A 15,395-nucleotide genomic window follows, 5' to 3' on the forward strand; every position below is an offset into this window, starting at 1 on the left:
TTGAGCTCTTTTTTATTTTAATAACTTTTCCTATTATCTTTTATTATAAGCTGAAATAGCTTCTTTTAATATTTGAACAGATTTAATTAAATCGTCTTTCTTTAAAACATAAGCAATACGAACTTCATCTAATCCTACATTTGGAGTTGAATAGAAACCAGCAGCAGGAGCAACCATTACAGTTTCTCCATTTAAATCATAAGATTCTAATAACCATTGCGCAAAGTCATCAGCATTATCAACTGGTAATTTAGCAATACAATAAAAAGCTCCTTTTGGTGTTGCAACTTTAACTCCTTCAATTTTGTTTAATTCAGAAATTAAAGTATCTCTACGATCTTTGTATTCAGAAATAACATCATCAAAATAGCTTTGAGGAGTTTCTAAAGCAGCTTCACTTGCAATTTGAGCATAAGTAGGAGGGCTCAATCTAGCTTGAGCAAATTTCATAGCAGTAGCCATTACTTCTTTGTTTTTAGAAACAATACAACCAATACGAGCTCCACACATACTATAACGCTTAGAAACGGAATCAATCATAATTGCATTTTCTTCTAAACCAGGAACATTCATAACAGAGAAATGTTTGTCTCCATCATATATGAATTCACGGTAAACTTCATCGGCAATTAAGAATAAATCATGTTTCTTAACAATCTCTGCTAATTTTAAAATTTCTTCTTTAGAATATAAATAACCTGTTGGGTTTCCAGGGTTACAAATTAAAATTGCTTTTGTTTTTGGAGTAATTAATTTTTCAAAAGCTTCAATTGGAGGCAATGCAAATCCAGTTTCAATACCAGAAATAACAGGAATAACATTTACACCAGAGGCAGTTGAAAATCCATTATAATTTGCATAAAAAGGCTCAGGGATAATTATTTCATCACCAGCATCCATCGTACTACCCATTGCAAAAAGCAGCGCTTCTGAACCACCAGTTGTGATAATGATATCTTGAGTATCAATAGGTAATCCATGATTTTTGTAGTACTGAGAAAGTTTGTTTCTATAACTTTCAAAACCAGCAGAATGACTGTATTCTAAAACAGAGATGTCAGCATTTTTTACTGCTTGTATAGCTACATCAGGAGTTTTAATATCTGGTTGTCCAATATTTAAATGGTATACTTTATGACCTTTTTTCTTAGCAATTTCTGCATAAGGAACCAATTTTCTAATTGGCGATTCTGGCATCTGTTGCCCTTTTACGGAAACTTTTGGCATGACTGTTTTTTTTAGTTGCGCAAAATTGCGATTTTTTTTTGTGATATTATTAAAACATAGCATTAAAAAATGTTAAATCAATTATTTATTGACTGAATTTTCTTATCTTAGAATAAAAAAAATATGACAAAATTATTCTTCTTGAGAATATTAATTTTCTTTACTTTTTTTTCGTTTGCTCAAGATTCAATTGTTTGGAAGTCAAAAAGAGATATAATTAAAATTCCTTTTGAACTTTCTCACAATCTGATGATAGTAGATGTTGTTTTTAATGGAGTGAAATTGAAAATGATTGCCGATACTGGAGCGTCTAAAAGTATTGTTTTTAGTTTACCAGAAAATGATTCTTTAGAAGTTAAAGAAGCGAATTTAATATCTATTTCAGGTGCTGGAATCAGTGAAAAAGTTGAAGGCTATTTGTCTAAAAAAAATACACTTCAAATTCATGGATTTCAAGACAATAACTTTGAAGCAATATTTGTATTTAATCACGATATTAGTTTGGTAAATAAATTAGGTATTCCGATTAACGGAATTTTGGGAAGTTCTTTTTTTAAAAAGTATTTGGTCGAAATTGATTATGAGAGAAAGAAGATATTCTTGCATAAATCAAAGCAAAAAAAGCTTAAAAAAATAGCCAATGATTATGTGGAATCAACAATTGAAATTAATAAATCAAGACCTTATATATTTTTAAAAACCAAGCTTGAGAATGAGATAGATGATTTAAAACTTTTGTTTGATACTGGCTTAGGAGATGGATTATGGTTGTTTGAAAACGATAAAATTAAAAGTAATTCCATCTTTTTTATTGATTATTTAGGGAAAGGTCTTTCAGGTGATATTTTTGGAAAAAAGTCTAGGGTAGAAGAAGTAACTTTAGAAAATAATGTTCTTAAAGGAGTTTTAGTTTCATATCCTGATATTAATTATTTCGATAAGACGATGATTGTTGATAAGCGAAACGGATCTCTTGGAGGTGAAGTAATTAAAAGATTCAACTGGATTTTAGATTATGAAAACCAAAAGGTATATTTTAGAAAAAACACACTTTTTGATAAACCTTTTAATTACAACATGGCCGGAATTGAAGTGCAACATAGTGGATTTCATGTTATAAGTGAAAAAATGGAGAATGCGTTTTCAACAAATGTTATTAATTTGGACAACAGAGGTGTTGATTATTCTTCTGAGAGATTTATTTTCGAATTAAAACCAAATTTTGAAATTTATTCGGTAAGAAAAGATTCTCCAGGCGATAAGGCAGGACTTCTAATAGGTGATAAAATAATTGAAATTAACAATAGACCAGCTCATAAACTTTCTATCCAAAGTATAACCGACTTGTTTCAATCAGAAGAAGGTAAACCAATAACAATAGTTGTTGAACGAGAAGGTAAAATACTAACGTTCAAATTTAATTTAGAAAAAGTACTATAAAAAAAGTCCCAATTTAATTGGGACTTTTATTTATGAATTTGGAAATGTTTTCTTTTTTACCAGAGGACTAACTTCTTCTTTAACAATTACAGTTCCTTTGATTCGTAATGGCACCATTCCGTTAGGTTTGTTAATTGCATTAGTTTCAATAGTAATTGTTTTACTTATCGGTCCTGGGTTCATGTTGTATTGTACTTTGATTTGGCTTTTAGCACCTGGAGCAATTGGTTCTTTTGGCCATTCTGGAACAGTACAACCGCAACTTGATTTTGCGTTTTTAATAATTAAAGGCTCATCACCAGTGTTTGTAAATTCGAAAACTCTAATACCATCATCCTTTCCTTTTTCTACTTCTCCATAATTTATGGTTTCCTCTTTAAATTCAATCTTTGCGCCAGATTGAGCAAAGGAAGATATTCCGATTAATACAGTTAAATAAACAAGTAATTTTTTCATCATCTTATAAATTAATAGGTTGTTGTAAAATTAATTAAATATAAGCAACCAACAAACTACTCCTAACATTTTTTTTATTTTCGTTATATAGTTACTTTTGCATTTAGTAATACAAAAAATATACCAAACTAAGTTTTGGAAAGTTAAATGAACAATTTAATAGTTCATTAATTCAATAATTAAATAAGAAAAATATATAATGATTCCTGCACAATTCAACGCAAAAGAAGTAGAACAGAAATGGTATGATTACTGGATGAAAAATGATTATTTCACCTCTAAGCCAGACCATAGAACGCCTTATACCATTGTAATTCCGCCACCAAATGTTACCGGAGTTTTACACATGGGACATATGTTGAATAATACCATTCAAGATGTATTAATTCGTCGTGCGCGTTTAAAAGGCTTCAACGCTTGTTGGGTGCCAGGAACAGACCATGCCTCAATTGCAACCGAAGCGAAAGTAGTAGCGAAGTTAAAAGAAGAAGGCATCAATAAAAACGATTTAACTCGTGAAGAATTCCTAAAACACGCTTGGGATTGGACCGAAAAATACGGTGGAACCATCTTAGAACAATTAAAACAATTAGGTTGTTCTTGCGATTGGAGTCGTACAAAATTTACAATGGATGACGATATGTCTGCTTCTGTAATTAAATCGTTTGTAGATTTATATAACAAAGGAATGATTTATCGCGGTTACCGCATGGTAAACTGGGATCCAGAAGCAAAAACAACATTGTCTGATGAGGAAGTTATCTTCGAAGAACGTCAAGGGAAGTTATATTTCTTAAAATATAAAATTGAAGGTTCTGAAGATTTCTTAACGGTTGCCACTACACGCCCTGAAACTATTTTTGGAGATACTGCAATCTGTATCAATCCAAATGATGAACGTTTTACACATTTAAAAGGGAAGAAAGCTATTGTTCCTATTTGTGGTAGAGTAGTGCCAATTATCGAAGACGAATATGTAGATGTAGAATTTGGTACAGGATGTTTAAAAGTAACGCCTGCTCATGATACAAACGATAAAGTTTTAGGTGATAAACACAATTTAGAAATCATCGATATTTTTAATGAAGATGCTTCTTTAAATTCTTTCGGGTTACACTATCAAGGAAAAGATAGATTTGTTGTTCGTGAAGAAATTGCTAAAGAACTAGAAACTATTGGAGCTTTAGCAAAAACAGAAACGCATTTAAATAAAGTAGGAACTTCTGAAAGAACAAAAGCGGTAATCGAACCAAGATTATCTGATCAATGGTTCTTAAAAATGGAAGAATTAGTTAAACCAGCTATCAAAGCCGTTTTAGAATCAGACGAAATCAAATTATATCCAAGTCGTTTTAACAATACCTATGCGCATTGGTTAAACAACATTCGCGATTGGAACATTTCCCGTCAATTATGGTGGGGACAACAAATTCCGGCTTACTATTATGGTGATGGAAAAGAAGATTTTGTTGTTGCTGAATCAAAAGAAGAAGCTTTAGCTTTAGCGCAAGCAAAAACAAACAATAGTCAATTAACTGCAAATGACTTAACACAAGATGCTGATGCTTTAGACACATGGTTTTCATCATGGTTATGGCCAATGGCTGTTTTTGGAGGCGTTTTAAATCCTGAAAGTGAAGATTTTAAATATTATTATCCAACGAACGATTTAGTTACGGGTCCAGATATTTTATTCTTCTGGGTAGCGCGTATGATTATTGCAGGTTATGAATATGCAGGCGAAAAACCATTCTCAAATGTATATTTGACAGGATTAGTACGTGATAAGCAAGGTCGTAAAATGTCGAAATCTTTAGGAAATTCTCCTGAACCATTGGGACTAATTGAAAAATTTGGTGCCGATGGTGTTCGTGTTGGATTATTACTAAGTGCTTCGGCAGGAAACGATATTTTATTCGACGAAGAATTATGCAACCAAGGAAAAGGTTTCTCTAACAAAATTTGGAATGCTTTCAAACTGATAAAAGGTTGGGAAGTTGCCGATATTGCACAACCAGAAGCATCTAAAGTTGCTATTGAATGGTACGAAGCGAAGTTGCAACAAACCTTAGCTGAAATCGAAGATAACTTTAGTAAATACAGATTGTCAGATGCTTTAATGGCAATTTACAAATTGGTTTGGGACGATTTCTGTTCGTGGTTCTTAGAAATGATCAAACCAGGATATCAACAACCTATAGATCGTGCTACGTTTGATAAAGCAATTGAAATGTTAGAAAATAACTTGAAATTGTTACATCCGTTTATGCCATTCTTAACAGAAGAAATTTGGCATCACATTGCTGAGAGAACGCCAGAGCAAGCGTTAATAGTTTCTGAATGGGCAGTAATGAAATCGTATGACGAAAAATTAATTACCGATTTTGATTTTGCTACCGAAGTTATTTCTGGAATTAGAACAATTAGAAAAGATAAAAACATTCCGTTTAAAGATACTATTGAGTTGAAAGTGGTGAACAATGAAAAAGCTTCTACATATTTTGATACGGTAATTATGAAATTAGGTAATGTTGTAGATTTAGTTTACGTTCAAGAAAAAGTAGATGGCGCATTATCATATCGTGTAAAATCTAACGAATATTTTATCCCAATTACGGGTAATATTGATGTTGAAGCCGAAGTTGCTAAATTAACCGAAGAGTTAAAATATACGCAAGGTTTCTTACGCTCGGTGCAAGGGAAATTGTCTAACGAAAAATTTGTTAGCGGTGCACCAGAACAAGTAATTGCAAACGAACGCAAAAAAGAAGCCGATGCTTTAGCTAAAATTGCTACTTTAGAACAAAGTATTGCAAGTTTAAAATAGTATTTCAGAATCTAAATAAAAAATCCCGAGTGTGAGCTCGGGATTTTTTTATACTTTATAAATGGTGAGTAGCCTAGATGTCTTTTTAACGTTTTGTGGCTTGCTCTCAGTGGCGATGAACCAACACCAAGCCATTACAAATATAACAAAACATTCCATTCAGCAGCGGATTTTCCGCAGGAAAATCCGGAAGTAGCCATTGAAGCAAACCGCTGTTGCCCACAGTATTTTTCAATTTGTTAATGTCATTTCTATTGCTAAAAGTCCAAATTTATTTATGTATTCTTTTGGGTGATTGGTTTTCGTATCAAAAGCCTTAACTTTTTCCCATTTCCCATTTTTATAAGTCCAGCTATTCTCGTCTGTTTCACTCGGTAATAATCCAACTTTAGGTTCGTACATTATTTTTTCTATTCGCTTTTTAGAATCTTTTATTGGAAATGAAGGTTTGAATACATTTTCTGGTATAATTAACCACTCATAACTAATAAAAACTCCGTTTTTTGGGAACATAATATCTAATTCCGACAAATCCAGCTCGATATTTTCCGTTCCTTTTTTTACAATTCCAATAATGTTTTTATTGTAAATAGGATGTTTTGGTTCTCCATTTTCTCCTATAGAGTAAATTCTAACATTAAATTTTGCATTTTTAATGTTACTGTAAATCCTAAATTTTAATTTATTAAGATAAGGTGTTTTTGAGTAACTTGAGTCAAATGGAAAATATCTTGCTTTTATTTCGGGTTTGTCAAAAGAGGCATAATAATAACCAACATCCAAATCATTAAATTTCCCAATTACGATTTCTTTTTGTTTTTTTGTTGAACTAATTATGACTTCATTCAATTCTGTTATTTTAGGACTTAGAACTATTTTTTCTGAAATTGACGATATTTCAATTCTCTTTTTTTCGTATCCTAAACTTGATAATATTAAAAATTTACCACTAGTAATATCTATTGAAAATTCGCCTTTTTCATTAGAAGTTGTTCCAATGTTTTCATTTTCAATCCAAATATTTACATAAGGTATAACCGATTTCGTTTCACTGTCAATAATTACTGCTCTTAATTGGCAAAAACTAAAATTTGAAATAAATAGGATTATGATTGCAAGTATTTTTTTCATATTGTGGGCAACTTGTTTATATGTATGACTGCGTCATACATATCTCTCTATTTTTGGGTAGATATGTATGATAAACATCATACATTATTTTTTCAAAAATAATGAAATAATCTTACAAATTATCTAACAGCGCACAGTTTCAATTGTGTTTTTTAATCATTAAAAATCCCAAGCTTAATGCTCGGGATTTTTTTATTTCAATAAAGAATTAATGTTCTTTAATTTTTTCTAATGTTGCATCTAAAGCACGTTCTATTTTTTCAAGAGCGGCAAAAAATACTTTTTCTGTTGTGTCTGCAAAAGCGGTTACAACTAGTGGTTGTTTTTTTTCAACTCGAGCTTCAATTACACACTTTTTATCGTTTGTTCCTGGTTTACTTCCGTTTTCATCACTTATATGAACTTCAACTCTTGTTACTATAGCATCAAAACGCTCTAAGGTGTTGTTTATTTCTTCAGTAAAAAAGTCATTGAAACGGCTGCTTCCTTCAATATTTTTATCGGTGTTTATTTGAACTAACATAAGAATTGGTTTTAAAAATTAATTGCACTTAAAGTTACGAAATTTCTTTCGATTTTGAAATTAATTTATGTTAAATAACTCCTGATTGTTATCGTCTAAATATTCTAAAAGATCACCCGGCTGACAATCCAATACTTTGCAAATTGCAAGTAAAGTGCTAAATCGTATTGCTCTTGCTTTTCCGGTTTTAAGAATCGATAAGTTTACCAACGTAATTTCCACTTTTTCGGATAACTCGTTTAAAGACATTTTACGTTTGGCCATCATAACATCTAGGTTGACTACTATAGGCATATTTTATAAATTTGGTTTCAGTTAAAATTTCCCGAACCTCTCTTTAAAATTTAGAATAAAAAAATACTCATAAACAATAAATTTTTAATCAAAATCACTAAATAAATTAAAAAACGCTGCATTTCTATTAGTTTTATTATGTTGCTTTAATAAGAAAGAGGGGGTAAGGATCACTTCTAAAAAGACAAGTGCAAATTACAAGAAAGCCAGAAAAGTGTTGCTGTAGTTTTTCTGCAGTTTTTGTTAAAGTTTGAATTTGGGTAATAAAAAAATCCTGCAATCAAGCACGCATTTTTCTATTCTTTTTATAAGTTTTGAAAATCAAATATTTAAATAAAAAATAGTTTTCCTATAAAGTACTTGATGTTTTTCTATCTTTGGTAAAAATTAAATTACTCAAAATGAAAACTAGAATTCTAATCATTGCATTATTTTTATTTCAATCTTTTACACTTTTAGCACAAGATATGGCTTCATTAAAAGTAGAAGCATTAAAGTCTTACAAGGCAAGTGTAACTATGAATTTTGATGCGATTTTTGAAACTACATATCCAAAAGTTTTTGATATTATTCCGCAAGATCAAATGAAAGAAATGTTTGGCCAAATGATGGATAATGAACAATTCTCTATTAAATTGGTTGAAGTTGAACCAAATTTTTCTTTTGGCGAAATTAAAAAGATTGAAGGCAAATCCTTTTGTTTAGTAGATTACAATAATGTAATGACCATGAAGTTTAAAGAACCAATGGAAGATCCTGAATCTATGGTAGATATTTTCAAATCGTCTATGGCTGCAGATAAAGTTACTTATGATAAATTAACGGGTACTTTCAGAATCGAATTGCGTGCAACGCTTATTGCTGTGGCAGATGAATTGACTAAGAATAAATGGAAGTTTTTAAATAAAGACAAAAGCAATCAATTATTTTCGATGATTTTCAATGATAATATTAAAAAAGGATTAGGATTGTAATATGAATGAGAATACGATTGTTTATACCGAATTTTTCAATCACGTAAGAGATAGTATTGTAAATAAAACTTTTGCAAAGCTTACATTGGCTAAAACTATTGGAAAACCAGAATTGCAAAATATTTATGTAAGAACACTTGCGCAAGATGGTGTTTTGAAACTTTCGGTAACGTTTAAAATTTACAATGAAGGTTTGCAAGAAGTGGAAAAAATCATCAAAATGGAAGATATGGAAGCCGAGTTAACGCCTTACATTGCTAATCCGTTTATGTCGGTTTTACTTTTTACTACAGAAGCCGATATTACTATGAAAATAAACAAAAAAAGAAATGCTAGCATTATTGAACAACCACCAACGTTCAAAAATGCAGATCAAAATTTAATTGATTTCTAAAATATCTGAAATAAAAAAGGCACTTTTAAGTGCCTTTTTTATTATTCTCCATCAGGGAAAATCTTTCCAGGATTCAATACATTATTTGGATCAAAAATGGCTTTAATGCGTTCCATAAGTTCCAAATGTACTTTTGAAAACGCAATATCCATGTAGTTTTTTTGAACCAAGCCAATACCGTGTTCGCCAGAGAGTGTTCCTTTTAAACTAACCGTCAATTCAAAAATTTCACGAATTCCTTTAGGAACTTCTGTTTTCCAATTATCATCGGTCATATTGCCTTTGATGATGTTGATGTGTAAATTACCATCGCCAGCGTGTCCATAACACACCGATTGAAAACCATATTTTGCACCAATTTCTTTAATGCCTTTTAATAATTTAGGTAATTCATATCTTGGAACAACCGTATCTTCTTCTTTATAAATCGAATTTGTTTTCACGGCTTCCGCTACTGAACGACGCATTTTCCAAAGTGCATTTTTTTGGTCATCTGTGTCGGCAAATAATACTTCGTCAATTTCAAATTGTTCTACAACAGCTAAAATTTGTTCGGCTTCTTGCATTAAAATTTCCGGATAATTACCATCCACTTCAATTAATAAATGCGCTTGAACATTGTCTTTTACCTCTACATTCAATCCATCTACAAATTTCAAAGACCAATCAATAGCATCACGTTCCATGAACTCTAACGCACTTGGTACAATTCCGGCTCTAAATATGGCCGAAACTGCTTCACAGGCTTGTTCGGCTTTGTAAAACGGAACTAAAAGCAAAACGTTATGTTTGTTTTGAGGTAATAATTTCAATACAATTTTAGTAACAATTCCTAATGTTCCTTCGCTACCCACCATTAATTGCGTTAAATTATAACCAGTCGAATTTTTCAAGGTATTAGCACCTGTCCAAATGATATCACCTGTTGGTAAAACCACTTCTAAATTTAAGACATAATCTTTGGTAACACCATATTTCAAAGCTCTTGCGCCACCTGAATTTTCTGCGATATTGCCACCAATAAAACAACTTCCCATACTGCTTGGATCTACGGGATAGAACAAGCCTTTTTCAGCCACAGCTTCTCGTAAAACTTGTGTGATTACACCTGGTTCGGTAGTAACTTGTAAATTTTGTTCATCAATTTCAATAATTTGATTGAAGCGTTCCATTGAAATCGCAATGCCACCATAAATCGATAAAGCGCCACCACTCAAACCAGTTCGAGCTCCAATTGGAGTTGTTGGAATTTTATAAGTGTTTGAAATTTTTAAAATATGGGCTACTTCTTCAGTATTAGCAGGTTTCACCACAACATGAGGCGGAAAACTCAAATCTTCCGTTTCATCGTGACCATACGTTTTTCGAGTAGCTTCATCAGTAAAGATATAAGCCGAACCAACAATGTTTTCTAACGCAAGTAATATTTCAGGATTCATAATCTAAAATTGAATTGTAAAGATATTAAAAACTACTCAAAACATAATACCAAAAAGCCACTGTAAACAGCGATAATGGAATTCCTATTCCAATCATCATACTACTTAATTTTGGTTTTAAACCGTAGTTTGAGGCTAAAATTGCACCAGTAATCATGGGTGCCATTGCAGATTCCATAATTGAAACATCGATTTCCAATCCTTTTCCATCAAGTAATACTTTGTAGAGTAGGAAAAAAAATGTGGGCATTATGAAGAGTTTGAAGAATAGCCCTAAAGTTAAAAAAGACCAATGTTTACTTCGGATATCTATTTTTAGCTGTAATCCAACGGCTACCAAAGCAACTGGAGTTACGGTGTTTCCAATTCGTAAGAAAGAGTTTTGCAATGCTTCAGGAAATTCCAATGTAAATATTGTACAGAAAAGCGCAATTGAAAAAGCAATAAATGGCGGAAATTTTACAATTTTTAATAGTATTTCAGAAGTACTTAAATTGCCTCTTGAAAAACTAGCTGCGACTAAAATTCCTAAAGTGGTTACGACTACGAATGAACCTGGTTGATCAACAATGATAGCGGTTTTTAATCCATCTGCACCATATAAAGCTTCGATAATGGGAAACCCTACAAATGAAGTATTACTTAATCCTCCAGTTAAAATCAAACAACCAATAAGTTTTTTTGACCATTTGAAATAACTTCCAATTGTATAAAAAAACACAAATGATAATCCAAAACCTAACCAAGCAATTCCTAACGGGTAAAGCAAAGCAAGAGAAATGGTTATTTTAGGAATATAATATAATGCTAATGCAGGTAGCGAAACATAAATCACGTATTGATTTAAACTTTGATAGGCGTTTTTAGGAATTTGTGGTACTCTTTGAAGCCCAATTCCGATTAATAAACACAAAAATAAAAGTAAAATGTTTTCCATGTGGCAAGATCGATAACGCAAAGGTAATTAAACAGAAAGATTTCGATGTTTTATATTCCTACATTTTTTGTATTTTTACACAAAGCAAAATTCCTTTTGAAAACACCAAATAAAAAATCGGCTCTTTCTGAAATTCACGGTGTAGAACAACCTGAAACATTGAGTAATGTTGTGGCTTCTCAAATTCAACAATTCAGAAGAAAACAACCTTCGGCAGAAGAATTGATTTCTGGAATTGTTAAAGGAGATAAAACGGCTTTAAGTCGTGCTATTACTTTGGTTGAAAGTACGAATCCTGATCATTTATCAAAAGCGAACGAAGTAATCAAAGGTTGTTTACCACATGCAAATAATTCGGTTCGAATTGGGATTACAGGCGTTCCAGGTGTAGGAAAAAGTACTTTTATTGAAGCTTTTGGAAAATACCTAACTTCAATTGGTAAAAAAGTTGCGGTTTTGGCGGTTGACCCAAGTTCGTCTATTAGTCATGGAAGTATTTTGGGTGATAAAACCCGGATGGAAGAATTGGTAAAAGATGAAAACGCCTATATTCGACCAAGTGCTTCGGGAGATACATTAGGTGGCGTTGCTAGAAAAACGCGAGAAACTATTATTTTGTGTGAAGCTTGTGGATTTGATACAATTATCATTGAAACGGTTGGAGTAGGGCAAAGTGAAACAGCTGTGCACAGTATGGTTGATTTCTTTTTGTTATTGAAAATTGCTGGTGCTGGTGATGAATTACAAGGTATCAAACGCGGTATTATGGAAATGGCGGATACTATCGTAATTAATAAAGCGGATGGCGATAATGTTGCAAAAGCCAAGTTAGCAAAAACTGAATTCAATAGAGCATTGCATTTATTTCCAGCTAAATCTTCTGGTTGGATTCCAAAAGTAACCACTTGTAGTGCTTTTGAAAAATCAGGAATTGATGGCATTTGGGAAATTATTTCGGAATATTTTGAAATGGTGAAAGCCAATCACTATTTTGAAGAAAAGCGTCAAAATCAAAACCAATTTTGGATGATGGAAACCATTAATGAACAATTGAAAAATCATTTTTATAATCACCCGGATATCATGCAACTCTTAGAAGAAAACAAAAAAGCCGTGCAAAATAATGAAGTATCACCTTTTGCAGCGGCTATGCATTTGTTGGAACAGTATTTTAATGAAGAGTGATTAGTGAAAAGTGATTAGTAATTAGTAATTAGCTTTTATTCTAAATCTGAACACTTTTTGTTTAACACAGAACACTATTCTTGCTCGTATCTTTCAATTTCTCTATCGTAGAATTCTCCAGCAATAGTAATTAAATGTTCCATTTCAGATTCCAATTCTTTTTCATCTTCTTCTTCAATGTCTTCTAAAAATTCCACTTCGTCATCTTTTAAATTGATAACAAATCTTGGATATTCTAAATGGATAACGAAAATATCTTCTGGAAAATCAGTATTATCACCGATTACAAATTTTGGTAAGTTCATGTTTTTATGATTTTAATTTCTTCTTTTTATTGTAATTGAACTTGTTCTTGAGTTTGTCCTTGAACTAGTTTTTTAGTCAAATAATTAAAGCGAATATACAAAAATAATGCGGCAGCTGTTAATCCGGATAAAAGCCCAATCCAAACGCCTACTGCTTTTAATTCAGTTTCTAATCCCAAATAAATAGAAATAGGAAAACCAATCACCCAATAAGCGATAAAGGTAATATACATCGGAATTTTTGCATCTTGTAAACCACGAAGTGCTCCTAAAACTACTACTTGTAATCCATCGGAAATTTGAAAAATAGCTGCAACCAAAAGTAAATTGGCTGAAATAGCAATTACTTCAAGGTTTTTGGTTAGGTTTTCTACATCATTAATATCAACAAAGATGTATGGTAAAACACTATGAAGCGCAACAAATAATAATGCAAAAACGACTTCAATTATAATTGTTAATAGAAAAATCGAAATAGCTACTTTTCGAAGTTTTACATAATCTCCTAATCCTTTTTGATTACCAATTCGAATCATTGCTGTAACGCTTAATCCCATAGCAAACATAAAAGTTAGAGAAGCTAGGCTTAGCGCAATTTGATTAGCCGCTTGACTCGTTGTTCCAATCATTCCAGAAAGCCAAATTGCACCTGTAAACAATGCTACTTCAAAAAACATTTGCATAGCAGAAGGCGAACCTAATTTTATGATTTTTGAATTGACTTCTTTCTTAATTTCTTTAAAGCTAAAACCTTTAAAATAGGGATGAAATTTTGGTTTTAAATTCATCATATAATGCATAAAACCAAGCATAACAAAACGCGAAGCAATTGTTCCTATTGCAGCTCCAATAATTCCCATTTTTGGAAAAATCCAAATACCATAAATTAAGAAATAATTGATAACTACATTGGTAATATTTCCAATAATGGTTGCCCACATCGAATATTTAGTTTCGCTTAAACCATCCGCAAATTGTTTGTACGCTTGGTACATAATTAACGGAATCAACGAAAAACCAACGATATCTAAATACGGTTTTGCCATTTGCACTACAGCTTCGGGTTGTCCCATAAAAGCAATTAATGGTTTTGCAAAAAAGATTAATGTAAATAACGCTACACCTAAAATTGTACATAAGTACAATCCATGATGAAAAGCAGAACGACCACCAGCTACATCATTTTTTCCATCAGATTCTGCTACTAAAGGTGTAATAGCTGTAGAAAAGCCAATTCCTAATGACATGGCAATAAAAACAAAACTATTTCCTAATGAAACTGCAGCTAATTCTGTAGGTCCTAATTTCCCAACCATAATATTGTCAACAATTCCAACAATAGTATGACCAAGCATACCCAAAATAATCGGGTAAGCCAATTTTAAATTATATGAAAACTCTTTAGTGTATTCTGAAAAAATCATTCTGAAAAATTAGTTGGCAAAGGTAGTTATTTTACTAGGATTACAATAAAAAAACCTGTCGAGATGTAATATCAAGACAGGCTTATAATTTATATATTTTAAAAATTATTTCTTAAAAGCAGGATTTTGTGAATCGCTTTCAATAAGTCCATCTCGTAATCGGATAATTCTGTGTGCGTGAGCCGCAATATCTTCTTCGTGTGTTACCAAGATTACCGTATTTCCGTTAGCGTGAATTTCGTTAAATAAATTCATGATTTCCACAGAAGTTTTACTGTCTAAGTTTCCTGTAGGCTCATCGGCTAAAATGATAGATGGTTTGTTGACCAAAGCTCTTGCAACTGCTACACGCTGACGTTGACCACCGGATAATTGATTCGGTTTGTGATCCATACGGTCTTGAAGTCCCACTTGTGTCAATACTTCGGTAGCTCTTTCAACTCGTTCCGATTTAGAATGACCCGCGTATACCATTGGTAAAGCCACATTATCCAAAGCCGTTGTTCTTGGCATTAAGTTGAACGTTTGAAAAACGAATCCAATTTCTTTATTACGAATTCCTGCCAATTCATCGTCTTGCATTTCACTTACATGTTTTCCGTTCAAAACATAAGTTCCAGAAGTAGGCGTATCTAAACAGCCTAAAATATTCATTAAAGTTGATTTTCCTGAACCTGATGGCCCCATTAAAGCAACATATTCTCCTTTATTAATTTCTAAATTGATGCCTTTTAAAACGTAAACAATTTCGTTTCCTAAAGGGAAATCTCTTTTGATATTTGAAATTTGAATTAGCGGATTTGCCATTTTGAATGTCGAATGATGATTAACGAATAATG

General features: G+C 32.0%; 15 protein-coding genes. 5 read left to right on the forward strand and 10 right to left on the reverse strand.

The window, feature by feature from the left end; all coding sequences use genetic code 11:
- Window positions 1-33: 33 nt before the first annotated feature.
- Window positions 34-1,227 carry a pyridoxal phosphate-dependent aminotransferase gene (locus tag LOS89_RS03700; protein WP_231836488.1) on the reverse strand — a complete coding sequence of 398 codons (1,194 nt, stop codon included), beginning with the start codon at window positions 1,225-1,227 and terminating at the stop codon, window positions 34-36.
- Between the two features lie 123 nt (window positions 1,228-1,350).
- Between LOS89_RS03700 and LOS89_RS03705 the strand changes: the two genes are divergently transcribed.
- Window positions 1,351-2,667 (forward strand): PDZ domain-containing protein, encoded by a 1,317-nt coding sequence (locus LOS89_RS03705; protein WP_231836489.1) that lies wholly within the window; start codon window positions 1,351-1,353, stop codon window positions 2,665-2,667.
- Window positions 2,668-2,697: 30 nt separating this feature from the next.
- On the opposite strand, the gene LOS89_RS03710 is transcribed toward LOS89_RS03705, so the two are convergent.
- Entirely contained in the window at window positions 2,698-3,123 is a 426-nt protein-coding gene (locus LOS89_RS03710) for a DUF1573 domain-containing protein (protein ID WP_231836490.1), read from the reverse strand.
- Between the two features lie 196 nt (window positions 3,124-3,319).
- On the opposite strand from LOS89_RS03710, the gene LOS89_RS03715 reads away from it, so the two are divergent.
- Window positions 3,320-5,950 (forward strand): valine--tRNA ligase, encoded by a 2,631-nt coding sequence (locus LOS89_RS03715; RefSeq protein ID WP_231837034.1) that lies wholly within the window; start codon window positions 3,320-3,322, stop codon window positions 5,948-5,950.
- A 231-nt stretch (window positions 5,951-6,181) separates the two neighbouring features.
- Here the strand turns inward: LOS89_RS03715 and LOS89_RS03720 are convergent, their stop codons facing one another.
- The 3 genes from LOS89_RS03720 to LOS89_RS03730 all read right to left on the reverse strand — a co-directional run bounded on the left by LOS89_RS03720 (window position 6,182) and on the right by LOS89_RS03730 (window position 7,898).
- Window positions 6,182-7,081, reverse strand: coding sequence for a carboxypeptidase-like regulatory domain-containing protein (locus LOS89_RS03720; protein WP_231836491.1), 900 nt, complete (start codon window positions 7,079-7,081; stop codon window positions 6,182-6,184).
- A gap of 208 nt (window positions 7,082-7,289) precedes the next feature.
- Window positions 7,290-7,604, reverse strand: coding sequence for an HPF/RaiA family ribosome-associated protein (locus LOS89_RS03725; RefSeq protein WP_231836492.1), 315 nt, complete (start codon window positions 7,602-7,604; stop codon window positions 7,290-7,292).
- Between the two features lie 60 nt (window positions 7,605-7,664).
- Window positions 7,665-7,898 carry a helix-turn-helix domain-containing protein gene (locus LOS89_RS03730; protein WP_231836493.1) on the reverse strand — a complete coding sequence of 78 codons (234 nt, stop codon included), beginning with the start codon at window positions 7,896-7,898 and terminating at the stop codon, window positions 7,665-7,667.
- Between the two features lie 401 nt (window positions 7,899-8,299).
- On the opposite strand from LOS89_RS03730, the gene LOS89_RS03735 reads away from it, so the two are divergent.
- Together LOS89_RS03735 and LOS89_RS03740 are read left to right on the forward strand one after the other, a co-directional pair.
- On the forward strand, window positions 8,300-8,872 hold the full coding sequence (locus tag LOS89_RS03735) for a hypothetical protein (protein WP_231836494.1): 573 nt from the start codon (window positions 8,300-8,302) through the stop codon (window positions 8,870-8,872).
- A gap of 1 nt (window position 8,873) precedes the next feature.
- Complete coding sequence (locus tag LOS89_RS03740; RefSeq protein WP_231836495.1) at window positions 8,874-9,266, forward strand: hypothetical protein; 393 nt, start codon at window positions 8,874-8,876, stop codon at window positions 9,264-9,266.
- A gap of 41 nt (window positions 9,267-9,307) precedes the next feature.
- Here the strand turns inward: LOS89_RS03740 and LOS89_RS03745 are convergent, their stop codons facing one another.
- Both LOS89_RS03745 and LOS89_RS03750 read right to left on the reverse strand, forming a co-directional pair.
- Window positions 9,308-10,705: an FAD-binding oxidoreductase gene (locus tag LOS89_RS03745; protein ID WP_231836496.1), complete on the reverse strand. Its 1,398-nt coding sequence runs from the start codon at window positions 10,703-10,705 to the stop codon at window positions 9,308-9,310.
- A gap of 25 nt (window positions 10,706-10,730) precedes the next feature.
- Window positions 10,731-11,642, reverse strand: a complete 912-nt coding sequence (locus LOS89_RS03750) for an AEC family transporter (RefSeq protein WP_231836497.1) — start codon at window positions 11,640-11,642, stop codon at window positions 10,731-10,733.
- A gap of 45 nt (window positions 11,643-11,687) precedes the next feature.
- Between LOS89_RS03750 and meaB the strand changes: the two genes are divergently transcribed.
- A complete protein-coding gene (gene meaB / locus LOS89_RS03755) occupies window positions 11,688-12,827 on the forward strand; it encodes a methylmalonyl Co-A mutase-associated GTPase MeaB (RefSeq protein ID WP_231836498.1) in 1,140 nt (379 codons plus the stop codon).
- Between the two features lie 74 nt (window positions 12,828-12,901).
- On the opposite strand, the gene LOS89_RS03760 is transcribed toward meaB, so the two are convergent.
- The 3 genes from LOS89_RS03760 to LOS89_RS03770 form a co-directional block, all read right to left on the reverse strand.
- Entirely contained in the window at window positions 12,902-13,132 is a 231-nt protein-coding gene (locus LOS89_RS03760) for a DUF8828 family protein (protein WP_008253940.1), read from the reverse strand.
- 26 nt (window positions 13,133-13,158) lie between these two features.
- Window positions 13,159-14,556, reverse strand: coding sequence for an MATE family efflux transporter (locus tag LOS89_RS03765; RefSeq protein ID WP_231836500.1), 1,398 nt, complete (start codon window positions 14,554-14,556; stop codon window positions 13,159-13,161).
- A gap of 105 nt (window positions 14,557-14,661) precedes the next feature.
- Window positions 14,662-15,363: an ABC transporter ATP-binding protein gene (locus LOS89_RS03770; RefSeq protein WP_231836502.1), complete on the reverse strand. Its 702-nt coding sequence runs from the start codon at window positions 15,361-15,363 to the stop codon at window positions 14,662-14,664.
- Between the last annotated feature and the right edge of the window lie 32 nt (window positions 15,364-15,395).

Origin of the sequence: Flavobacterium channae (assembly GCF_021172165.1) — a bacterium.
GTDB classification, from domain to species: Bacteria; Bacteroidota; Bacteroidia; order Flavobacteriales; family Flavobacteriaceae; genus Flavobacterium; species Flavobacterium channae.